Source organism: Streptomyces sp. NPDC038707, from assembly GCF_040636485.1.
Taxonomy (GTDB): Bacteria; Actinomycetota; Actinomycetes; order Streptomycetales; family Streptomycetaceae; genus Streptomyces.
On record NZ_JBEZUP010000004.1, the window covers coordinates 152,390 to 173,474 of the forward strand.

17 protein-coding genes and 3 pseudogenes are annotated in these 21,085 nt (G+C 74.4%); 10 read left to right on the forward strand and 10 right to left on the reverse strand.

The window, feature by feature from the left end:
- Window positions 1-47 precede the first annotated feature (47 nt).
- Window positions 48-803, reverse strand: a complete 756-nt coding sequence (locus AB0E62_RS07660; RefSeq protein WP_362189588.1) for an SIS domain-containing protein — start codon at window positions 801-803, stop codon at window positions 48-50.
- Between the two features lie 942 nt (window positions 804-1,745).
- Between AB0E62_RS07660 and AB0E62_RS07665 the strand changes: the two genes are divergently transcribed.
- A complete protein-coding gene (locus AB0E62_RS07665; RefSeq protein ID WP_030611974.1) occupies window positions 1,746-2,438 on the forward strand; it encodes a metal-dependent transcriptional regulator in 693 nt (230 codons plus the stop codon).
- Between the two features lie 257 nt (window positions 2,439-2,695).
- Here AB0E62_RS07665 and AB0E62_RS07670 read toward each other — a convergent pair whose 3' ends face one another.
- On the reverse strand, window positions 2,696-3,361 hold the full coding sequence (locus AB0E62_RS07670) for a bifunctional DNA primase/polymerase (protein WP_362189592.1): 666 nt from the start codon (window positions 3,359-3,361) through the stop codon (window positions 2,696-2,698).
- A gap of 304 nt (window positions 3,362-3,665) precedes the next feature.
- Between AB0E62_RS07670 and AB0E62_RS07675 the strand changes: the two genes are divergently transcribed.
- Window positions 3,666-5,051 (forward strand): transcriptional regulator, encoded by a 1,386-nt coding sequence (locus AB0E62_RS07675; RefSeq protein ID WP_362189595.1) that lies wholly within the window; start codon window positions 3,666-3,668, stop codon window positions 5,049-5,051.
- 200 nt (window positions 5,052-5,251) lie between these two features.
- Window positions 5,252-7,033, forward strand: coding sequence for a hypothetical protein (locus tag AB0E62_RS07680; RefSeq protein ID WP_362189598.1), 1,782 nt, complete (start codon window positions 5,252-5,254; stop codon window positions 7,031-7,033).
- A gap of 31 nt (window positions 7,034-7,064) precedes the next feature.
- Here the strand turns inward: AB0E62_RS07680 and AB0E62_RS07685 are convergent, their stop codons facing one another.
- The gene (locus AB0E62_RS07685) at window positions 7,065-8,405 is read right to left on the reverse strand and encodes an ABC transporter substrate-binding protein (protein ID WP_362189600.1); all 1,341 of its coding nucleotides are present in this window, start codon (window positions 8,403-8,405) and stop codon (window positions 7,065-7,067) included.
- Window positions 8,406-8,522: 117 nt separating this feature from the next.
- Between AB0E62_RS07685 and AB0E62_RS07690 the strand changes: the two genes are divergently transcribed.
- Window positions 8,523-9,023: a hypothetical protein gene (locus AB0E62_RS07690; protein ID WP_362189603.1), complete on the forward strand. Its 501-nt coding sequence runs from the start codon at window positions 8,523-8,525 to the stop codon at window positions 9,021-9,023.
- Between the two features lie 46 nt (window positions 9,024-9,069).
- The gene (purU, locus tag AB0E62_RS07695; protein ID WP_362189605.1) at window positions 9,070-9,951 is read left to right on the forward strand and encodes a formyltetrahydrofolate deformylase; all 882 of its coding nucleotides are present in this window, start codon (window positions 9,070-9,072) and stop codon (window positions 9,949-9,951) included.
- Between the two features lie 67 nt (window positions 9,952-10,018).
- Here purU and AB0E62_RS07700 read toward each other — a convergent pair whose 3' ends face one another.
- Both AB0E62_RS07700 and AB0E62_RS07705 read right to left on the reverse strand, forming a co-directional pair.
- Window positions 10,019-10,537: an EF-hand domain-containing protein gene (locus AB0E62_RS07700; RefSeq protein ID WP_362189608.1), complete on the reverse strand. Its 519-nt coding sequence runs from the start codon at window positions 10,535-10,537 to the stop codon at window positions 10,019-10,021.
- 190 nt (window positions 10,538-10,727) lie between these two features.
- Window positions 10,728-11,108, reverse strand: a complete 381-nt coding sequence (locus AB0E62_RS07705; RefSeq protein ID WP_362189610.1) for an STAS domain-containing protein — start codon at window positions 11,106-11,108, stop codon at window positions 10,728-10,730.
- Window positions 11,109-11,451: 343 nt separating this feature from the next.
- On the opposite strand from AB0E62_RS07705, the gene AB0E62_RS07710 reads away from it, so the two are divergent.
- Both AB0E62_RS07710 and AB0E62_RS07715 read left to right on the forward strand, forming a co-directional pair.
- Window positions 11,452-12,009 carry a sigma-70 family RNA polymerase sigma factor gene (locus AB0E62_RS07710; protein WP_362189613.1) on the forward strand — a complete coding sequence of 186 codons (558 nt, stop codon included), beginning with the start codon at window positions 11,452-11,454 and terminating at the stop codon, window positions 12,007-12,009.
- A 158-nt stretch (window positions 12,010-12,167) separates the two neighbouring features.
- Window positions 12,168-13,445, forward strand: coding sequence for a zf-HC2 domain-containing protein (locus AB0E62_RS07715; RefSeq protein WP_362190123.1), 1,278 nt, complete (start codon window positions 12,168-12,170; stop codon window positions 13,443-13,445).
- Between the two features lie 124 nt (window positions 13,446-13,569).
- Here AB0E62_RS07715 and AB0E62_RS07720 read toward each other — a convergent pair whose 3' ends face one another.
- Complete coding sequence (locus tag AB0E62_RS07720; protein WP_362189616.1) at window positions 13,570-15,165, reverse strand: alpha/beta hydrolase; 1,596 nt, start codon at window positions 15,163-15,165, stop codon at window positions 13,570-13,572.
- Between the two features lie 778 nt (window positions 15,166-15,943).
- Between AB0E62_RS07720 and AB0E62_RS07725 the strand changes: the two genes are divergently transcribed.
- Window positions 15,944-16,417, forward strand: a complete 474-nt coding sequence (locus AB0E62_RS07725; protein WP_362190125.1) for an ATP-binding protein — start codon at window positions 15,944-15,946, stop codon at window positions 16,415-16,417.
- 79 nt (window positions 16,418-16,496) lie between these two features.
- On the opposite strand, the pseudogene AB0E62_RS07730 reads toward AB0E62_RS07725, so the two are convergent.
- Window positions 16,497-16,609: pseudogene (locus AB0E62_RS07730) on the reverse strand (cyclase family protein); the annotation flags it as partial.
- Window positions 16,610-16,844: 235 nt separating this feature from the next.
- Between AB0E62_RS07730 and AB0E62_RS07735 the strand changes: the two are divergent.
- A complete protein-coding gene (locus AB0E62_RS07735) occupies window positions 16,845-18,122 on the forward strand; it encodes an MFS transporter (RefSeq protein WP_362189618.1) in 1,278 nt (425 codons plus the stop codon).
- On the opposite strand, the pseudogene AB0E62_RS07740 reads toward AB0E62_RS07735, so the two are convergent.
- A pseudogene (locus tag AB0E62_RS07740) lies at window positions 18,009-18,648 on the reverse strand (helix-turn-helix domain-containing protein); the annotation flags it as partial. The gene AB0E62_RS07735 and the pseudogene AB0E62_RS07740 overlap by 114 nt on opposite strands.
- 2 nt (window positions 18,649-18,650) lie before the next feature.
- On the opposite strand from AB0E62_RS07740, the pseudogene AB0E62_RS07745 reads away from it, so the two are divergent.
- Window positions 18,651-18,929: pseudogene (locus AB0E62_RS07745) on the forward strand (MFS transporter); the annotation flags it as partial.
- A gap of 7 nt (window positions 18,930-18,936) precedes the next feature.
- On the opposite strand, the gene AB0E62_RS07750 reads toward AB0E62_RS07745, so the two are convergent.
- Together AB0E62_RS07750 and AB0E62_RS07755 are read right to left on the reverse strand one after the other, a co-directional pair.
- Window positions 18,937-20,151 (reverse strand): NAD(P)/FAD-dependent oxidoreductase, encoded by a 1,215-nt coding sequence (locus AB0E62_RS07750; RefSeq protein WP_362189620.1) that lies wholly within the window; start codon window positions 20,149-20,151, stop codon window positions 18,937-18,939.
- Window positions 20,152-20,325: 174 nt separating this feature from the next.
- Window positions 20,326-20,994 carry a pyridoxal 5'-phosphate synthase gene (locus tag AB0E62_RS07755; RefSeq protein WP_362189622.1) on the reverse strand — a complete coding sequence of 223 codons (669 nt, stop codon included), beginning with the start codon at window positions 20,992-20,994 and terminating at the stop codon, window positions 20,326-20,328.
- Between the last annotated feature and the right edge of the window lie 91 nt (window positions 20,995-21,085).

Here is a 21,085-nt window from a genome sequence, read left to right on the forward strand (position 1 = left end):
CGGGTCGCGGGTCCCGGGCGGGTCGCGGGTCCCGGGGCGCGGTGCGGTCAGCGGCGGTAGAAGATCCGGTCGCCGTACTGCGTCATCACCCGGCCGTTCCACTCGTGGCCGCCGTCGACGTTGCCGGAGCGCAGCAGCGGCGGCTCGATGCCGCGGTCGGCGAGGGCGGCGGCGGTGGTCGCCATGACGGCCTGGAGCAGGGCGGTGGTGACGACCGTGGAGGCGGGAGCGAAGGGCGCCGGGATGGTGTCCAGGGTGAGTTCCGCGTCCCCTACGGCGATCTTGGAGTCCAGGACGATGTCGCAGTGGTCCTTCAGGAAGGTGCCGGAGGCGTGCCGGGACGTGGTCTGGGCGGCGTACGCCACCGAGGTCACGCCGATGACCTTCAGGCCGCGGGCGCGGGCGCCGAGGGCCATCTCCACGGGCAGGGCGTTGCGGCCGGACAGGGAGACGATCACCAGGGTGTCCCCGGCGCGGACCGGAGAGGTGTCCAGGACGGCGCCGGCCAGCCCGTCGACCCGTTCGAGGGCGGAACCGAGGGTGGCCGGGGTGACGTCGACGCCGACGACACCGGGGACGGCGAGCAGGTTCATCAGGGCCAGGCCGCCCGCGCGGTAGACGACGTCCTGGGCGGCCAGCGAGGAGTGCCCGGCGCCGAACGCGAACAGACGGCCGCCGGCCGCGACGGTGTCGGCGAGCAGGGCGCCGGCCGCGGCGATCGCGTCGGCCTCCTCGTCGCGGACCCGTTGCAGCAGGCCGATGGCGGCGTCGAAGAACAGGTCGGCAGGCGTGCCGTCGCTCATGCGGTGCCCCTTCGCAGCGTCTGTGTCGCGGATCACGGTGCGGTCTGGACCATCGCGGTGTCAATACGCCCGGACCCGTTCCCGGGCCTGCGGTGCGCACCGCAGGGGAGCGACGGGGCCCGTGCCCGCCCCGCACGCGGGTGCCCACCGGGACCCGTCTCCGACGGCCACCGGACGCGGGGCGGGGCCGGCTCCCGCGCGGAAGTGTTCGGTCCCGGCTCCTGCCCTCGGCGGCGGCTGCGGGTGGAGGTGGTCGGTCCTGTGCGGGCCCGTGCTCGTCGGCTGTCCCGTGGGGAGGCGTCCGGTTCGTGCGGTGCGCACCCCAGGGGGGCGACGGGGCCCGTGCCCGCCCCGCACGCGGGTGGTCACCGGGTCCCGTCTCCGACGGCCACCGGACGCGGGGCGGGGCCGGCTCCCGCGCGGAAGTGTTCGGTCCCGGCTCCTGCCCTCGGCGGCGGCTGCGGGTGGAGGTGGTCGGTCCTGTGCGGGCCCGTGCTCGTCGGCTGTCCCGTGGGGAGGCGTCCGGTTCGTGCGGTGCGCACCCCAGGGGGGCGACGGGGCCCGTGCCTGCCGTCGCACGCGGGTGGTCACCGGGTCCCGTCTCCGACGGCCACCGGACGCGGGGCGGGGCCGGGCCCTGCGGTGGCGCCGTCCGGCTGTCCCGTGCGGAGGCGACCGGTCGTGCGGTCCGCGCCGTCGGCTGCCCGGCCCGTGCCGTCTCGCCCGGTAATCGTGCGGCACGGCTGGGGCCGGTGCCGCGCTACGATCGCCCCGCGCGGGCGCGACCGCCCCGCGCACATGTCTGCGGCGACGGCCCGTAACCCCTTGCCAACGGCCCTGTTCCCCCGGTGCCGCCCGGTTGTCAGTGGGATCCGGCAGAATTGATGTACAGGGGGGCCGCGCACGCGCCGGGCTGCCGGCAGAGGTAATCGAGGGGCACGTATGTCCGGACTGATCGACACCACGGAGATGTATCTCCGCACCATCCTCGAACTCGAAGAGGAAGGCGTCGTCCCCATGCGCGCCCGCATCGCGGAGCGGCTGGACCAGAGCGGGCCGACGGTCAGCCAGACGGTGGCGCGCATGGAGCGTGACGGTCTGGTGTCCGTGGCCAGCGACCGGCACCTGGAGCTCACGGAGGAGGGGCGCCGGCTGGCCACGCGCGTGATGCGCAAGCACCGCCTGGCCGAGTGCCTGCTCGTCGACGTGATCGGGCTGGAGTGGGAGCAGGTGCACGCGGAGGCGTGCCGCTGGGAGCACGTGATGAGCGAGGCCGTGGAGCGGCGCGTGCTGGAGCTGCTGCGGCACCCCACCGAGTCGCCGTACGGCAACCCCATCCCGGGCCTGGAGGAGCTGGGCGAGAAGGACGGCGCGGACCCCTTCCTGGACGAGGGAATGGTCTCGCTGGCCGATCTGGACGCGGGGACGGACGGCAAGACGGTCGTCGTCCGCCGCATCGGGGAGCCGATCCAGACGGACGCGCAGCTGATGTACACGCTGCGGCGGGCGGGCGTGCAGCCCGGCTCGGTGGTGAGCGTGACCGAGTCGCCCGGCGGTGTGCTGGTGGGCAGTGGCGGCGAGGCCGCCGAACTGGAGGCGGACGTCGCCTCCCATGTGTTCGTGGCCAAGCGCTGAGCGGGGGACCGAGACGGGCAGGGGCCCCGGCGCCGCACGGCGCCGGGGCCTGTCCTCCCCTGTGCTGACCCGGAGCCCCGAGCTCTCAGGGTCATCCCCTCGGACCGGCTTTTCCCCGAGCGGTCCGCCTCCTGCCAGGAAGATCCCCCCACAGACGGCGATCATTCATCGCGCGCTGTCACTCGAAGGAGGGGTGTTGACGGGGAAAATGGAGCTTTAGGACGCCTGTTCGGCAAGGCTCGACGGCCAGGGACCGGCTAGCGGTCCCTCCCGCAGGCATAGGCCAGCGGCGAGATCAGCTCCTCCGCGTCCGGCAGCCAGCGGTTCGCCGGGGTCGGCCGTCGGGCCCACTGCACGGCGCCCCGGGCCCCGAACCGGGTGGGCGGCGCCGCCACGTACTGGCCCTCGCCCAGCGCCACCAGATCCAGGGACGGCGGCGACCAGCCCAGCTTCCGCACCAGCCCCGCCACCTTCGCCGAGGCCCCCGGCAGCACGAAGAACTGCATCCGCCGGTCCGGGGTCAGCGTGACCGGCCCGAGCGTCAGCTCCATCCGTTCCATCCGGGCGAGCGCCAGGAACCCGGCGCTCTCCGGGACGGACAGCGCCTCGAACGTCCGACCCGTCGGCAGCAGGATCGACGCCGCCGGCTGCTTCTGCCACATCCGGCGCGCGACGGTCGCACTGCCGGTCGCCTGGGTCGCCCAGTCGGGGCGCGCGGGGTGCGCGCCCGGCGCGGGGCAGTCGGCCTCACCACAGGAGCAGCGCTGCGTGCCGCCGGCGGTTTCCAGCCAGGTGCCCGGCACCACGTCCCAGTGCCGCTCCTCGGCGTAGCGTACGGCGGTCTCCAGCAGCGATGCCCCGCGCTGCTGCGGAATCTGACCGGCCATCTGAGTGTTCTGGGCGCCCGCGATCGTCTCTTCCACGCCCCACTCAACTCCCGTGCCCACCTGGAGTTACGGCCCCGGGCGCGCGCGGGGAGGAGCATCGATTCGGCGGCCGGGGCGCATGGAGGCACGGTCGGGGGCGCGCGCGAGGAAGCCGGGCGTGGACGGGGTAGCCAGGGAGTGGACCGGCATCCTCCATCACTTCCGGCAAACCGCATATGTCGCGCATTGACGGTATGTCTACTGGGCAGTGATCGTCCCGACCGGACCGACCGCGACGGAACCACCGGCTCCGCGGGGTCGGCGAAACGCTCCAGGGGATCGCAACGCAGGGGGTAAGCACATGGCCGCAAGGCCTCTCGTGGCGAGGCAGCCGAACGAACGGCTGCAGGCACTCATCCAGGAAGCGGGGTGCTCGAACGCCGGGCTGGCCCGGCGGGTCAACATGTGCGGCGCCGAGCACGGCCTCGACCTGCGCTACGACAAGACGTCCGTGGCCCGCTGGCTGCGGGGCCAGCAGCCGCGGGGCCGGGCCCCGGCGATCATCGCCGAGGCGCTCGGGCGCAAGCTCGGCCGTACGGTCACCATCGACGAGATCGGCATGGCCAACGGCAAGAACCTCGCCTCGGGGGTCGGCCTCCAGTTCTCGCCGACGGTACTGGGAGCCATCGAGCAGGTCTGCGAGCTGTGGCGCAGCGACGTGGGGCGCCGGGACTTCCTGTCCGGCTCCTCCGTCGCCGCCTCCGCGCTGGTCGAGCCCAGCCGGGACTGGCTGATCTCGGCGCCGGACACCCAGGTGGCCCGGCAGGCCGGTCCGCGCGTGGGCCAGTCCGACGTGGCCGCCGTACGGTCCATGACCCAGGCGCTGGTGGAGCTCGACCACCAGTACGGCAGCGGGCACGTCCGCCCGGTCGTCGTGCACTACCTCAACAGCGTGGTGTCCGGGCTGCTCGCGGGCTCCTACCGGGAGGCGGTCGGCCGCGAACTCTTCGCCACCGTGGCCCGGCTGACCGAACTGGCCGGGTACATGGCCGTGGACACCGGCCAGCCCGGCCTGGCCCAGCGGTACTACATCCAGTCGCTGCGCCTCGCCCAGGCCGCCGGTGACCGCGGGTACGGCGGTTACGTCCTGGCCGCCTCCATGAGCCACCTCGCCGCACAGCTCGGGAACCCGCGCGAGATCGCCCAGTTGGCGCGGGCGGCGCAGGAGGGCGCGCGCGGGCACGTCACCCCGCGCGCGGAGGCGATGTTCCACGCCGCCGAGGCGCGCGGACACGCCCTGCTCGGCGACGCGCGTGCGGCACAGGCGGCCGGCGGACGCGCGACGGCGGCGCTGGACCGCGCCGACGCCGCCGACGGGGACGACCCGGTGTGGATCGCGCACTTCGACCAGGCGTACCTGGCGGACGAGCTGGCGCACTGCCACCGCGACCTCGGGCAGCCCGAGCAGGCGGCGCGGTACGCGGAGCAGTCGCTGGCCGGGCACCCCGACGCCCGGGCCCGCCGCCGCGCCATCGGGTACGTGCTGCTCGCCACGGCCCAGGTGCAGCAGCGCGAGATCGAGCAGGCCTGCAACACCGGCCTGAAAGCGGTGGAGTTGCTGGAGACACTGCGCTCCAACCGGGGCGCCGAGTATCTGGACGACCTCCAGCAGCGCCTGGAACCGTTCCGGGAGGAGGCGGTGGTACGGGAGTTCGGCGCCCGGCTGGAACTCCAGCAGGCCGCGTGAACACCGGCCCCGCGGCCGGGTGAACGCACGGTGACGGCACCCGTCGGGCACCGGGTGCCGGCGTGCGGCGTACCGCGGGGCGGAGCTGTTGCCGCCGTCACAGCACGGCGGATCACGTCCTGAGCTGCGTGGCACCTGGCTCGGGGGACCCGGTAGCGTGTGCCGACGATTCACAAGGTCCCCCATTAGTAGGAGTCCCGGTGACGCAGAGTGGACAGGGCGAGGAGCCGTCGGCGCGGCCCGCGCGCGAAGGCATCGTGCTGCCCTCCGACGGAGGCGAGCCCCTGCTGCCGGGCATGACCGCGCCGCCCGAGCCCGCCGCCCCGGCCGGCGGACAGTCCTGGGACGGTTCCTGGGGGTCCGGGCAGCAGGCGCCCCGGCCGGGCGGGGACTGGCCCCCGGCGGCCCCGCAGTGGCCCGGCCCCGGGCAGCAGCCCCCGTCCGCCGCGGGCCCGGGTCCGCTGCCCCCGGAGGGCGCCCCGGCCCCGTCGTACGGCGGCCAGGCACCCGGCTACGGCGATTCCTACGGCGGCCGGCCCGGCCCCGGCGCCCACGGCACGCCCCCGCAGTCCGGCTACGGCGCACCCGGCCCGTACCAGCAGCCCCAGCAGCCGTATCCGGGACAGCAGCCCGGCCAGCCGTATCCGGGACAGCAGCCCGAGCAGCCGTACCAGGGACAGCAGCCCCACCAGCCGTACCAGGCGCAGCCGAACCAGCAGCCGTACCCCGGGCAGCAGCATCAGCAGCCGTATCCGGGGGCACCCGGCGCGCCGTTGCCGCCCGGCGCGGGCGCTGCGCTGCCCCCGCCGGCCGACGCCGCGACGCAGTACCTCCCGCCGGTCGCCGCCGGGAGCGGCGCCGACGAGGGCGCCACCCAGTACATACCGCCCGTGCAGGCCGCACCGGCCGACGGCGCCGCGCAGTACCTCCCGCCGGTCGGCGCGGGTCCGGCCGGCCGCGGTGACGAGGCGGCCACCCAGTACATCCCGCCGGTGGCCTCCGGCGCGCTGCCGCCGGAGTCGGGCGCGGAGGAGACCCGGTACCTCGGCCGGGCGTCCCGGCAGCCGGCGCCCGCGCCCTCGGACGCGGAGGCCACGCAGTACATCCCGCCCTACGCCGCCGAGACCCAGACCCAGCCGCAGGTGCCGGGCGCGGACCGGCAGCCGCCCGCCGAGTTCGACAACCTCTTCCGCGGCGGTCCGGCGGCCGGCGACGGCCCGGCCGGCTCCACCCAGCAGCTCCCGGTCGTCCAGCAGCCGGACGCCTACCCCGGCCCCGAGCCGTCCGCGTACCGCCCGGCGCCCCCGTCGTACGACCACGGGCCGGACGACGGCGGCGGGCGGCGCGGCGGCCGGTCGCGGGTGCCGCTGATCGCCGCGGCGGCCGTGGGCCTGATCGTGGTGGGCGTGGGCGCCGGCGCCCTGCTCAGCGCCGGCGGTGGCGACGGCAAGGACTCGGGCGGCGACGACACGCCGGTCGTGGCCTCGTCCCCGGCCGGCCCGGACTCCCCGTCGCCCAGCGTCGACCCCGCCCGGCAGCAGGCGGCCGAGCTGGACAAGCTGCTCGCGGACAGCGGCAGCAGCCGCGCCGCGGTGGTCCGGGCGGTGGCCGACGTCCGCAAGTGCGACAACCTCGGCCAGGCCGCCGCCGACCTGCGGGACGCGGCCCGGCAGCGCGGCGAGCTGGTCACCCGGCTGAACAAGCTGCCCACGGACAAGCTGCACGCCCAGGGCCGGCTCAGGGACGCGCTGACCCGGGCCTGGCAGGCGTCCGCGGCGGCCGACAACCATTACGCGGCCTGGGCCGACCAGGTCAAGGGGCGCAAGGGCTGCCACAAGGGGCAGGCACGCTCCACCGGCGAGACCCAGGCGGGCAACCGGGAGAGCAAGACGGCGACCGAGCAGAAGGGCAAGGCGGCCCCGCTGTGGAACGCGATCGCCCGCCAGTACGGCCTGACCCAGCGTCAGCCCACCCAGCTGTGACGCCCCCGGCGGGCCCCGGCTCCGGGGCCCGTCACGACACCTCCGCGCGCTCCAGGACCGAGGTCGTGTCGGCGACCCCGTGCCGGTCGCCTGCGTGCTGCCCGGCCGCGACCAGCCTGCCGCCCCGGACCACCTGGAGGGTGACGTCGGCGTTGACCAGCCGCGGGAAGCCGACCCCGGCGAGCCGGCCGGCGTAGGGCCAGCTCAGGGTCGGGGTGAGGCCGCCGGTGGAGACCCGCAGCCCGTCGTTGAGGGTGCGCCGCACGGTGTCGGGGGTCACCTCGCCGTCGCCGATCTTCTCCAGGACGGCCCGGAGCACGGTGTAGGCGATCCAGGTGGTCTGCACCCCGGCGTCGGCGGGATCGATGCGGTCGTCGTCGAAGGCCGCCTCGTTGATCACCTTCTTCATCGGGGCCCAGCGCGGATCGGACGCGGCCGGGTACCAGCCGGTGACGTACGCCCCCTCGTACGGCCCGGACGCCCCGCCCGTGGCGTTGATCACCGTCTGGTCGACGCTGCCGAGCACGGTCGCCGTGCGCACGTCCGGCCGGCTCGCGCGGACCCGCCGGAAGGAGTCCATGAAGGTGTCCGTGCGGTCGCCGAGCGCGGGCACCACGCAGCCCTGGCGGGCCGGGGCCGCGGTCGCGTAGCGCAGCGCCCGCTCGGCCTGGCCGCCGTACTCGGTGGCGTTCTCGGCGGCGAGCTGGTCACCGGCGTCCGCGTGCCCGCCGGCCTTCAGGCCCGCGTCGAGCAGCGCCGGGAGCTGGTCGCCGGCGATGCTGTCGGGGCGGACCAGGGCGACGTTGCCGCAGCCGGCCGCGAGGGCCTTGCCGAGGCCGGCCAGCAGGGCGGGCTGGCCGCCGTTGACCGGGTAGGACATGGTGCCGGTGAACTCGTCGTTGGTGACGCCGTAGCCGCCGATGTAGGGGATGCCGGCGCCCTCCAGCGGGGCGAGGAAGGAGTCGCCGAACTGGCTGTACGAGCCCACGACGGCGACCACGTCCTCGGCCGCGGCGCGCTTGGCGCACCTGGCGGCGCCCACGCTGTCGTTGTGGTCGTTGCAGGTGAGCACCTTCAGCTCGCGGCCGCCCACGCCGCCGTGCGCGTTGACCCACTTCGCGTAGGCGAGGGCCATCGCGGGCATGCCGGGCTTGTTGGTCGCGTCGGTGTCCTGCGGGGCCCAGGTCATCACCGTGACCGGATCGTCCCCGGAGCCCCCCGTGGCACCGGGGACGATCCCGCACGCGGCGGTGAGCGACGCGCACAGGGCCACCGCGCACGCGGCGAGGGCGGCGGCCCGGGCGGGGCGGGAAGAGGCGGAAGAGGCGGAAGAGGCGGAAGAGGTGGTGCGGGTGCGACGCCTGCCGGTCATGTACCCGCACGATTCCCTCACATCGCTAACCCGGGAGTGACCCGTGGTCGACGAGGGGTGACGCCCAGGTGAATTGCGGGGGCCGCTGGGCGGCGGGGAGCGAGGAACGTACGATCGGTGACCGTGCAAGGTTCGGAGAACACTTCCCGTCGCGGCCGTCGCTCCTCCACCATGGGCGGCATGCCCCTGAACGACATGCCGTGGTGGCGGTGGCGCAGCAACGTGCGCTCGGCGCTGCACATGCTCTCCGACCCGGTGTTCCAGCGCGAGGTCTGGCTGGCCGGTGTCGACGGCTACGGCGACGTCACGGACGCCGTGTACCGGCTGGTGGAGGACACCTGGCTGGACAACTGGTCGGCGGAGAAGTACGTCGGCACCATCTTCCGGGACTCGCAGGAGGCGGCGCTCGTCGACACCGCCGTGCTGCGGCTGCTGCGCATCATGCACGAGGTCGGCCCGGACGCGCCGGTCGCCGCGTACCTGGACCACCCCGGCTGGCCGGACGCGGTGCGGGCGGCGCGGGACGCGCACGTGCGGATGTCGGTGAGCGACGGGGACGACCCGGACGCGGCGCCCAGGAGTCTCGAGGTCCTGCGGATTCTGACCCGTTCCGCTTAGCGGACGGCGGCTCGCGCGGGGTGGCCGGTATGGGACCCTGTAGTGCATGACAGATCAGTCCGCATCCGCCGCCGCCCCGGCCGACCAGTACGTCCTCACGCTCTCCTGCCCGGACAAGCAGGGCATCGTGCACGCCGTGTCCAGCTACCTCTTCATGACCGGCTGCAACATCGAGGACAGCCAGCAGTTCGGCGACCACGACACGGGACTGTTCTTCATGCGCGTCCACTTCTCGGCCGAGGCGCCGGTGACGGTGGACAAGCTGCGGGCGAGCTTCGCCGCGGTCGGCGACTCCTTCCACATGGACTGGCAGATCCACCGGGCCGACGAGAAGATGCGCATCCTGCTCATGGTCAGCAAGTTCGGGCACTGCCTGAACGACCTGCTGTTCCGGGCGCGGACCGGCGCGCTCCCGGTGGAGATCGTCGGCGTGGTGTCCAATCACACCGACTTCGAGGAACTGGTGGGTTCGTACAACATTCCCTTCCACCACATCCCGGTCACCAAGGACACCAAGCCCGAGGCCGAGGCACGGCTGCTGGAGCTGGTGCGCGAGGAGCGGGTCGAACTGGTCGTCCTCGCCCGCTACATGCAGGTCCTCTCGGACGACCTGTGCAAGCAGCTCAGCGGCCGGATCATCAACATCCATCACTCGTTCCTGCCGAGCTTCAAGGGCGCGAAGCCGTACCACCAGGCGCACGCGCGGGGCGTGAAGCTGATCGGCGCGACGGCGCACTACGTCACCGCGGACCTGGACGAGGGACCGATCATCGAGCAGGAGGTCGAGCGGGTCGGGCACGGTGTGACGCCGGACCAGCTGGTGGCCATCGGGCGCGACGTGGAGTGCCAGGCGCTGGCGCGGGCCGTCAAGTGGCACGCCGAGCGGCGCATCCTGCTCAACGGCCGCCGGACCGTGGTGTTCGCCTGACCCCGGATGTCCGGGGTGCCCGGGTCTCCGGGGGTGTCCGGGGTACGCCGGTTGCCCCGGGTGGCCCTCACTCCCGTTCGGGCACCGTGAAGTAGCGGGCGAAGGCCGGTACGGCGTCCCGCTCGTCGATCCATCCGTCGCCGTCGGTGTCGAGCGCGGCGGCGGCCGCCTCGGCGGCCTCGGCCGGCACGCGCAGGGCGCGCAGGAGACGGGCGGCGTCGGGGACGGTGATCCGGCCGTCGGCGTCCGGGCCGGCCACCGCCAGGGCCGCGTGCAGGAAGGGGCGGGCGATCTCGGCGAACCGGCCGGGGCTGTCGCTCAGCCGCTTGACCGCGCCGGTGACGAACTCCTGGCGGGTGATGCGCTGGTCGCCGTCCCGGTCGGCGATGCCGGCCATGCCCTGCCAGAACGCCTCGGCGCCGGCGTACAGCGCCTGGCCCCGGGCGGAGCGGGCGGGCACGGCGAACTCGGTGAGCAGGGACTTGGCCGCCGCGCTGAAGTCCTCGCGGTCGATGTAGCCGTTGCCGTCCTGGTCGAAGGTGGCGAACCGGGCGGCGATCCGGCGCTCGTACTCGGTGCTGGCCATGGGGGGGGGCCGCCTTACGTGTGCGTCGTACATGAGGGGCCGCGGGATCGTGTGGGTCCCTGGGGCCTGGCTGGGAGCGTACGACGCGGGTGGCCGTCGGATGGCGGAAAACCGACGACTGTCCCAAGACCGGGGGAATTCCGCGACAACGCCGTGGCGCGGCCGGGACGTTGTCACGGCCGGCGGATGCTCACGCGGACAGCGGCCCCGCTTCGTCGGCGGTGGCGGAGTCGAGGTCGGGGTGGACGTCGAAGAGGCGGCGGACGCCGAGCGCGCCGAGCACGCGGTTGACGTGCGATCCGTCGTCGGCGCCCCGGTCCGGCAGGATCAGCCGCAGCCGGCCCTGGCAGGAGCGGATCAGCCGGCGGGCGGCGATGAGGACGCCGACCCCGCTGGAATCGCAGAAGAACACGTCGGAGAGGTCCACGACGAGGCTGTGGTGTCCCTCGGCGACGGCGTCGTGCACGCACTGGCGCAGCACCGGCGAGGTCATCAGGTCCAGCTCCCCGGACACCCGGAGCACGGCCCACCGGCCTTGTTCGACGCCGGTCACCTTGAATGCCACGGCCATGTCCTCCGCTCGCCGGATCTCCTGGAACCGCCCGGAAACGGAAGCAGTTCCTACGTTTCCTTTCGCGTGGCTGCCCAGCGGCCGTTCCCTGAAACGTGAGGCCGCAAACGACGGTTGATCAACAAGCGCCGACCAGGGACTTGTTTCGGTCATCAACGATCGTTTTCGATCAAGTGTGTACGCGGCTCGGGTGAAGGTTGTGTGAAGAGGGCACTATCACGGGAGGTGGCGTCAGGGGCGCACATTGGCATAAAGGGGCGTGCGCTGTCAGAGGGGCCGTCTACATTCGAGAGGGCAGGGCCGGCCGGCCCGGTGGCCGAGGACGGCGAGGGGAGGGGACCGCGTGGCCAGGAACGACCTGTCGCCCCGGTGGGACCGCAAGATGCAGCAGCGACTCGCCCGCGGCGAGGCGGCGGCCCTCGGCGAGATGTACGACCGGTTCGCCTCCCTCGTGCACCACCTCGCCCACCGCGTCCTGGACGACGAGCGGGCCGCCGACTCGGTCACCCGCGAGGTCTTCGCCCACGTCTGGGAGCACCCCGAGACCTACGACCCCGGGCAAGGCCCGCTGCGCTCCTGGCTCGCCGAGGTCACCCAGCGGATCGCCGTGCAGCGGCTGCGCGACCGGGAGGAACTGGAACAGCCGCTGCGCGAGGAACGGGAGAGCACCGTCCGCCGGGCCTCGGTCGCCGCCCGCGCCGACTACATCGTGCACTCCATGCCCGCCCCGCTGCGGGCCGCCCTCGACCTGGCCTACAACCAGCGCCGCGACTACCGCCAGGCCGCGGCCGACCTGAACGTCACCGAGGACGAGGCCCGCCGCCGGCTCCGCCTCGGCCTCCAGCTCCTGGCCACCGCCCACGACGCCCGCACCCCGCCGGGATACCGGGGCGCGGTGTGAACGGCCCGCACCGCTCCGAGGGGGCGCATGAGAACGCCCACGGCGCGGCCGACGGCCGCCGGGACGGCGAGGAGCCAGGGGAGGAGCACCGGGACGGCGGCACCGGTGGTCGGCGTGGCCCCGGTGGCCCCGGCGGTTCCGGCGGCCCCGGCGGTCGGTTGGGCCCGCCGGGCGGTGCCGCGGGAGGCCCCGGACGGTCCGGGGCCGTGCCCGCCCCGCGGATACCCACGCCCCGAACCTCCGTGGAGGACAGCGGACTCGCGCTGCCCGACCTCGCCGACCTGGGGGATCTCGCACCCGTGCCGCCGCCCGACCTGTCGCACGACGTCCTGAAGTCACTGCTCGGCGCCTGGGCGCTGACCGCCTGCTCGGCCGCGGAGACGGCGGCCGTCGAGGAGCACCTGGGCGACTGCGGCTCCTGCGCCGACGAGGCCCGCCGGCTGCGCGAAGCGGTCGGCCTGCTGCACCGGCCGGAGAGCCTCGACCTGGACCCCGGCCTGCGCACCCGCGTCCTGGAGAGCTGTCTGCGACGCCGGCCGCCGCGCATCCCGGTCCCCGGCTGGGCCGCGCCGTACGACGCCGAGACCGCGCGGCTGGACGCGCTGCTCCAGGACTTCAAGGCCGGCGAGTGGGAAGCGCCGGTGGAACTGCGCTGGTTCGAGAACGACATCGCGACCAGCCGGCGTACGACCGTCGCCGGGGTCATAGCGCACCTGCTCGCGGTGGACGGCCTGATCGGCGCCGCGCTCGGCCTGGCGGACCCGCTGACCGGGACCGCCGGCACGGCGGAACGGGGCGCCGCGGGACCGGCCGGCCGCACGGAGACCTACTGGCGGTCCGGGCAGCTGCCGCCGGCGCACGCGGTGCGCGGAGCCTGGCGGGAGCAGAGCCACGCCCTGGTGCGCACGGTGTCCTTCACCGGCGGCCGTACGGGCGGACTCCCGGTCTCCTACGGCGACTTCACGCTGCCGCTGCACGACGCGATGCTTGACCGCGCCTTCGAGTGCTGGGTGCACGCCGAGGACATCGCCCAGGCCGTGGACTACCCGTACGCGGTGCCGACGCCCCGGCACCTTCACCGGATGATCGACCTCGCGGCCCGGGTGCTGCCGTCGGTGCTCGCCGAGCGCCGACGCGCGGGACTGTCCGAACCGGCCCGCCACACCCCGCACCTCGTGCCGGCCGGCGCGCCCGGCCGCAGTCTGCGGCTGGAGATCGAGGGCGACGCCCCGGGCGAGTGGCTGATCCCGCTGGACTCACCGGCGGCCCAGGGCTCCGCGGACCTGGAGGTGGCCCGCGTGGTCCTCGACGGCGTCGAGTTCTGCAAGCTCGCGGCCGGTCATGTGTCCCCGGAGGACGCCGCGGCGGGCCAGGAGGGAGACCGCCGGGCGATCCGGGACGTGCTGTACGCGGCCGCGAGCCTCAGCCGGATGTGAACGGCGCGAGCCTCAGCCGGATGTGAACGGCGCGGGTCTCAGCCGGATGTGAACGGCGCGGGTCTCAGCCGGATGTGAACGGCGGGGGCCCCGGTGGCCCGGGACGTGCCCGCCGTGAACGGCCTCAGAAACGGCTGTCCGGTCCCGGCAGGCCCCGGGATCCGGGAAGCGGCAGCGGGAGCAGGCCGGCGCGCCCGGCCGCTTCCGGCGCGGCCTTGCAGGTGATGTCCTTAGACGGCAGCCTGCCGGTGGCCAGATAGGTCGTGGCCGTCTTGTCCGCGCACGACTTGGTGCCGTAGACGCCGTGTCCGGAGCCCCCCAGGACCGTGACCATCTTCGCCCCCTTCATGGCCCGGCGCAGCCCCTGACCGCTGGTCAGCGGCGTCTGGGGGTCCCACTCGTTCTGCAGGATCAGCGCGCGCACCTTGTTGTCGACCTTGGTGGTGCGCTCACCGCCGGTCTTCCAGAAGGCGCACGGCTTGATGGAGGACCCGAAGTCGCCGTACAGCGGGTACTTCTTCTTGTCCCGGATCGCGTCGGCGCGGTACCGCTCCGGGTCGCGCGGCCAGTCGCGCTGGTCGGCGCAGAGGACGGACCAGAAGGCGGCGTCGCCGTTGTCCTCGGGCGTGGTGCGGGCGAACGACGGCGGCAGGGGCGTCGGCGTCCTGAGCCCCCGGCCCGCCGGGGTGCCCGCGGCGGCCTTCTTCAGGGTGACGACCCACTCGGCGGCGTCCCGCACGCTGAAGAACGCGGCCCGGCTGGTGGCGCGGATGTCATCTCCGGTCATCCGCATGCCGTCGACGTCGATCGGCTTGCGGTCGGCCTGGGCCACCAGGTCGTAGAAGGTCTTGCGGACGGCCTGGGGGGTCGCCCCCAGCCGGTAGGCGGAGTTCCGCTCGGCGGTCCACTCGGTCCACCGGGCGAAGGCGGGCTCGGCACCCTCCGCCCAGACCTGGATCATGCCGCGCCAGATACGGGCCGGGTCGACGGCGCTGTCCAGGACGAACCGGTCGGCGCGGTGGGGGAACATCTGCGTGTAGACCGCGCCGAGATAGGTGCCGTACGAGTAGCCGAGGTAGGAGATCCTCTTCTCGCCGAGCACGGCACGGATGACGTCCATGTCGCGGGCCGTGTCACGGGTGGAGATGTGGCGGAGCTTGTCGCCCTGCCTGGCGTAGCACTTCACCGCGACGGTCCGGGCCCACGCCACGTCCTTGGCGAACGTCTCCTTCTTGTAGGGGCGTTGCCAGTTCTGTTCCCCGTCGGTCAGGCCGCAGCCGACGGGGGAGCTCTGGCCGACGCCGCGCGGGTCGAAGCCGACGAGGTCGTAGGTGTTCTTCACGGACGTGGGCAGTTCGCCGCCCAGGTACAGGGGCATGTCGAGGCCGGAGCCGCCCGGGCCGCCGGGGTTGAGCAGGAGCACGCCCCGGTGCTGCTTCTTTGTGCTCGTCTTCCACCTCGATATCGCGAGGTCGAGTTTCTTGCCGCCCGGGTGGCCGTAGTCGAGCGGCACCTTGATCGTGGCGCACTGGTAGGAGGCCGGGGTGTCCGGGTCGCAGCGGTGCCAGGCCGGCTTCTGCGTGAGGTACCGGGCGAGGGGGCCGGCCGTGGCGGTCGTCGGGGCGGGGGTGGTGGCGGAGGCCGTGGCCGGGAGGAGCACGGGCACCATGACGGCGGCGGCACCGGCCGCCAGCAGGGAGGCGGTTCTGCTGCTTCGCACGAAGGAAGTCCTTGGATCGGCGGACAGGGAACCCATCCACCCTTTCGTGTGCGGCAGTCGGGCGGATCCTCCCTGAAGGCGGGCTCGGCGGGCACCGCGGTGGGAGACACCGCACCGCGAATGGTCCCGGAGGAGGACAACCGCGGCCCGCTTCCCGCCGTCTTCCTCAAGACTGCGAAAACGGCTCCGCAGGACGGTACTTGAGCACCGTGCGCAGGAGGTCGTCGCGCGGGCCCGGTGACGCCTGCCGAGAGCGCCACCGACGCGTCCTCGGGCCGTGACCGTGACGAACGATGCTTACGGAGCGTCGATAACCGTGGGTGCCGCCGACCGGACTCGTCACGTTCCGCAACGACCCGGCCGTTCCGGTACCGTGGGAGAGCCGGCGAGGGACCGCGCGTCCGGGCCGGGCCGGTGCCGCCTCGGGGGCGATGCCGCTCCGGGCGGCGCCCGCCGCTGCTCGCACGGCGGTTGGGGATGCCGCTCCAGGTTTGTTCGACTCGGCGTCACGAGCGTCGCACAGTATCCCCTATACGTACTCCTTCGCGCGGGAATATGCCCGAAGCGCTTGTTGGCGTGACTGTCAGTCAACCATGCTGTGCTGCAAGGGAGTCACAGTCCGTGACTCCCGGCTCTGGTCGTTGTCCCGGCCATGCAGAGAATGGCTACGATCGTGGCCCTCGTCGTGATCGTCGCCGCGGCGGACGCCGTGGCGCACGGGCGGCGCGGGGTCATGTGTCCGCCGGTTCGGATGGTGTGAGCGGTGCAGGTGCTTCGAGTGCAGCTGGAGATCCGGCCCGACCCCGCGGAGGTGGGGCGGGCCAGGCGGTGGGCCCGCTCGCGGCTCGCCGGGTCGGGCATAACGGCCGACGAGCCGCTGGCCGAGACCCTGATCCTGCTCGTCTCCGAACTGGTGACGAACGCCGTGGTGCACACCGGCCGGCCGGCCGTGCTGCGACTGTGCCTGCCGGGCGCGGCGGCCGGGAACGGCGGCTCCGCCCCGGTGCGGGTGGAGGTCGCCGACACCAGCTCCCGGGCGCCCCAGCCCCGGTGCGCCGACGACGACGCGACCGGCGGGCGGGGCCTGGCCCTCGTGGAGTGCCTCGCCGACCGCTGGGGCTGGAGCCCCGAGGGCGTCGGCAAGAGCATCTGGTGCGAACTGGACCGCTGTTCACCGCCCCGGCAGAACGCGGCGCTGGCGTACGGGGGCGGTCTGCCCGCGTACGAGGGGTTCGCCTTCGAAGTGGTGTAGCGCGCCGCCGTTCCCGGGCCACCCGCGGTGCACCGGTGCCGCCGTTCACGAGACGGCCACGGTGCACCGGTGCCGCGGCTCACCGGACCGCCACCGGTGCCACCGGCGTTCCCGCCGCGCCGACACGAACGGCTCGGTCACCGCCGACAGCGGAAACGCGCTCCGGCCGGTTCCTCCACAGGCTGTGGACAACATTCCGGGCTTCCCGTTCCGCCCGTGCGGCAGCCCCCTCTCGGCCGGCCGGTCGACGCCCCGCCTGCCCGCCACGTCCGGCAGCACCCACGCGAGACCTGCCGCACCTTGTCGATGCTCCCTGGGCGGACCCAGGTGCGGTGCGTGCAGCGGCGGTTGGGACCGGCGGCGGAGTTATCCACAGGCTCCGGAAATGGGGGAGGCGGTTGTCGGCGCCGCCCCCTACCGTCGAGGCATGAGCTACCGCGATGTCGTTTCCCGGCGGGTCCTGACCTGGGCCCTGGTGGCCGTCGGCGCCCGGATGCCGGTGGCCATGGCCCCGCTCGCCCTGGTCTTCCTGGTCCGCGAGCGTCCCGGCGGCTATGCGCTGGGCGCGGCCCTGGCCGCCGCCTACGTCATCGGCGAGATCGTCGGCGCCCCCGTGCTCGGCATGCGGCTGGACCCCGGCCGGGCCCGTCCGCACCTGGCCGCGGGCCTGGTCGCGGGCGCCGCCGGCTTCACCGGCCTCGGAGTGTTCCCCGGCGCGTCCCCCGCGCTGCTCGCCGCCTCCGCCTTCCTCGCCGGGGCCGGTCCGGCCGCGGCGCCCGGCGGGCTGCGGGCCCTGCTCACCTCCCTGGTTCCCCGGCACGCGGCGGCCCAGGCGCTGTCCGTCGAGTCGATGCTCACCTTCGGCGTCTGGGCCGTCTCCCCGGCCGCCGTCACCGGACTCGCCCTCGGTGCCGGCCCGCGCTTCCCGCTGCTGCTCCAGGCCGCCCTGATGGCAGCCGCCGCCCTGGGCCTGTGGCTGCTGCCGGCCGGCTGGGCGGCGGATCCGGCCGGGCCCGGCACAGGGGGCGCCGCGCGACTGCGGGTGCTGGCCCGCGCCTGGCCGGTGTTCGTCACGGGCGCGGCCGGGCTGTCCCTGCTGTCCCTGGCCGAACTGGTCCTGCCCGCCCTGCTCGAACAGCGCGGCATCGGAGTCGGCTGGGCGGGCCCGCTGCTCACGGCGATGTCGGTGGCCTCCGCCGTGGGCGCGTTCGTGTACGGGCTGCGGTCCTGGCCGGGCCGGCTCGCCACCCGCAGCGTGGTGCTGATGGCGGGGATGTCCGCCGCGGTGTGCCTGGTCGCGCTGATACCGGCGGCGCCGGGCATGGCGGTGGCGCTGGCGGCGGCGGGGCTGCTCCAGTCCGGCGCGATGCTCACCCGCAATCTGTCGCTGCGCGAGGCCCTTCCGCCGCACGCCCTGGCGGCCGGCTATTCGGTCATGTACGCCGCGGTGGGCGCCGGTTACGCGGCCACCGGCTCGCTCGCCGGTGCCCTGCTGCCGCTCACCACGCCCTCGACGGCCATCCTGGCGGGCGTGGCCCTGACCCTGCTGCTGACGGCGGTCGGCTGGTGGGGCGAGATACGCACCGCCCGGTCAGCGCGGAGCGCCGGTGCCGGTGCCGGTGCTGATGTCGGCGTCGGTACCGGTGCCGCCGGTGCGGAAGGTGCGCCGGTAGGCAGTGGGGGTGATGCCCAGCGCGGCCTGTAGGTGCCGGCGCATCGACTGGGCCGTGCCGAAGCCGGACTCCCGGGCCGCCTGGTCCATCGACAGGTCCGTGGACTCCAGCAACCGCCGGGCCCGCTCCACGCGCTGCTGGGTGAGCCACTGACCGGGGCTGATGCCGGCCTCCTCGCGGAAGCGGCGGGTGAAGGTGCGCACCGACATCGCCTCCTGCGCGGCCATGTCCCGCGGTTGGATCGGCTCGTGCAGCCGGCCGAGCGCCCAGGCGCGGGCGGCGGCCGTCGTGGCGAGCCGGGAGCCGGGAGCCGGGGACCGGACGCCGGACGTACTGGGCCTGGCCGCCGTCGCGGTGGGGCGGTACGACGGTGACCCGGGCGACCTCGTTGGCGACGGCCGCGCCGAAGTCGCGGCGGACCAGGCGCAGGCACAGGTCGATCCCGGCGGCCACCCCGGCCGAGGTGAGCACGTCGCCGTCGTCGATGAACAGCACGTTGGCGTCCACCTCGACCTTCGCGAACAGCCGCTGGAACCGCTCGGAGTGCGCCCAGTGCGTGCGGACTGGACTGGGTGGCCACCGTTCCGCCCACCCTCGCCCTGTGCCGCGAGCGGTTCGGCGAGGACAGCGCCATCGTCTTCGGCTGGGTGCTCGCCGCCCGCCGCCCACCAGATCGGCGCGCGGTCCTCGTCGCCTACCTCGGCGGTGTCGCCCGGGACGCCTTCGGCTCCTACGGCCTGGTCTGGTACGCCTCCGGCGCGCTCCGTGCGGCGGCGGCCCTGATGTCCCTGGCCATCCGGCGCACCGCCCCGGCCGCAGGGGCACTCGCCACGACCTGATGAAACGTCAAAGCGTAACCGATGAGCGATGGTTGCCGGCCGGCTGCTCCGACTTCTTCGCGACCGCCTTGGCGATCCGCCCCGCGTCGAGCGCCAGCTCCCGCAGCATCCCGCTGATCGGGTTGGTGAACCCGGTGAAGTACAGGCCGGGCGCCCGTGGGGACGTACGGCCGCCGTGCACCACCGGCCGGCCGCGCCCGTCCAGCACCCCCAGCTGCCCGACCAGCCCCTCCAGTGCGCGGACGTATCCGGTGGCCGCGATCACCGCGTCCGGGGCGATGCGGCTGCCGTCGGCGAGGACCACCTTGCCGTCCTCGAACGCCTCCACGGCCGCCACCACCTCCACCCTGCCCGTGCGGACGGCGTCGACCAGGCCGGCGTCCTGCACCGGGATCGCACCCTGCTTCACCCTGCTGTACAGGCCGGTGTCCGGGCGCGTCAGCCCGTGCGCGGACAGGTCCGGGGTGCTCAGCCGTCCGACCGGCCCCGCGAGCCGGTCCACCAGCCACACCGGCAGCCGCCGGACCAGGACGCCGGTGTACTGGGCGGGCCAGCCGAGGGTGGAGCGGCGCAGGATGTGCGGGGGCGTGCGCACCGCGAGCCGCACCCGCGCGGCCCCGCCCTCCACCAGGTCCACGGCGATCTCCGCGCCCGTGTTGCCGACGCCGACGACGAGCACGTCCCGCCCCCGGTACGGAGCCGCGTTCCGGTAGCCGGCGGCGTGCAGCAGTTCGCCGCCGTACGCCTCGCGGCCCGGCCAGTCGGGCAGCCGCGGGGTGTGGTTGAAGCCGGTGGCGACGACCACCGCGCTGCCGGTCAGTTCCCGGCCGCCGGAGGCGCGCAGCAGCCAACCGGTGCCGTCCGCGGTCCGCTCGACGCGGTGCACCTCCACGCCGGTGACGATCTCCAGCCGGTGGTGTTCGGCGTACTTCTCCAGGTAGCGCACCACGTTGTCCCGGGACACCCAGCGTCCGAACCTGCGGGGCATGGGCAGGCCGGGCAGGGCGGACAGCCGCCGGGTGGTGTGCAGGCGCAGCCGGTCGTAGTGGCCGCGCCAGGAGGCGCCGACCCGGTCGGACTTCTCCAGGACCACCGCGCGTACGCCCCGTTCCCGCAGCTCCCGGGCGACGGCCAGACCGCCCGGTCCGGCGCCGATCACATAGACCGGGGGGTCGGCGGGGACCGGCGGGCGGCGGACGTCGGCGGGGCGGGAGGCGGCCATGAGCGGGAGCGTAATCACCCACCCGCTTGATGGGTCTCGGTCAAGACGGGAATTGGTTGCGGATTGATCACGGGTGTACGGAAACGGTGTGCATGCTGTCGGCTTCGGACGCGGAGCGGACTCCGAGGCGGTTGCTGTCCGTGAGTTGACGTACCGTCAGGAGCCCGGGCTCGATCAGGGCCACAACAGCGCCTTGCTCCAGCCGAATCCGGTGCTGCGGTACTCCAGGCGTACGTGCCGCCGCTCCGGGTCCCCCTGGAAGAACTCCACCGTGTCCGGGCGCAGCCGGTACAGCGTCCAGGTCGGCGACGGTTCCGCCGGGTTCTCCCGGGCCCGTTCCCAGGCCGCCTCCGAGGCCCGCCGCAGCTCCGCGAGCGAGTCCAGTTCCTCGCTCTGCCGCCCGGTCAGCGCGGCGGCCAGCGCGCCGGTGGACCGCGCGTGCAGGTCGGCCCGGCTCTCCTCGGCCGGTGCGGCGGTGACCGGTCCGCGCAGCCGTACCTGTCGGCCCAGCACCGGCCAGTAGAAGGCGAGGGCCGCCTGCGGCCGGGCGGCCAGCGCGCGGCCCTTGCGGCTCGTGGCGTGCGTGGCGAAGGACCAGCCGTCCGCGTCGGCGCCGTGCAGCATGACGATCCGCACGTCCGGCAGGCCCTCCTCGTCCGCGGTCGCCAGCGACATGGTGTGCGGCTCCGGCTGCCCGGCCGCCACCGCCTCCGCGAACCAGTCCGTGAACAGGGCGAGCGGAGTGGGCGGGGCGGTGTCCGGATCGAAGGGCGGCAACCGGGTGGCCTCGGGGTCCCAGACGCGCAGCGAGCGGAGCAGTTCGTGAAGATCGTGCTGTGCCATGGGGCGAGTATCACCACTGGGGCCGCGCTCAGTCCCGCCGCCACCGGTGGACCGCCTCACAGTCGCCGCCACCCGGGGCGGGACACCAGGG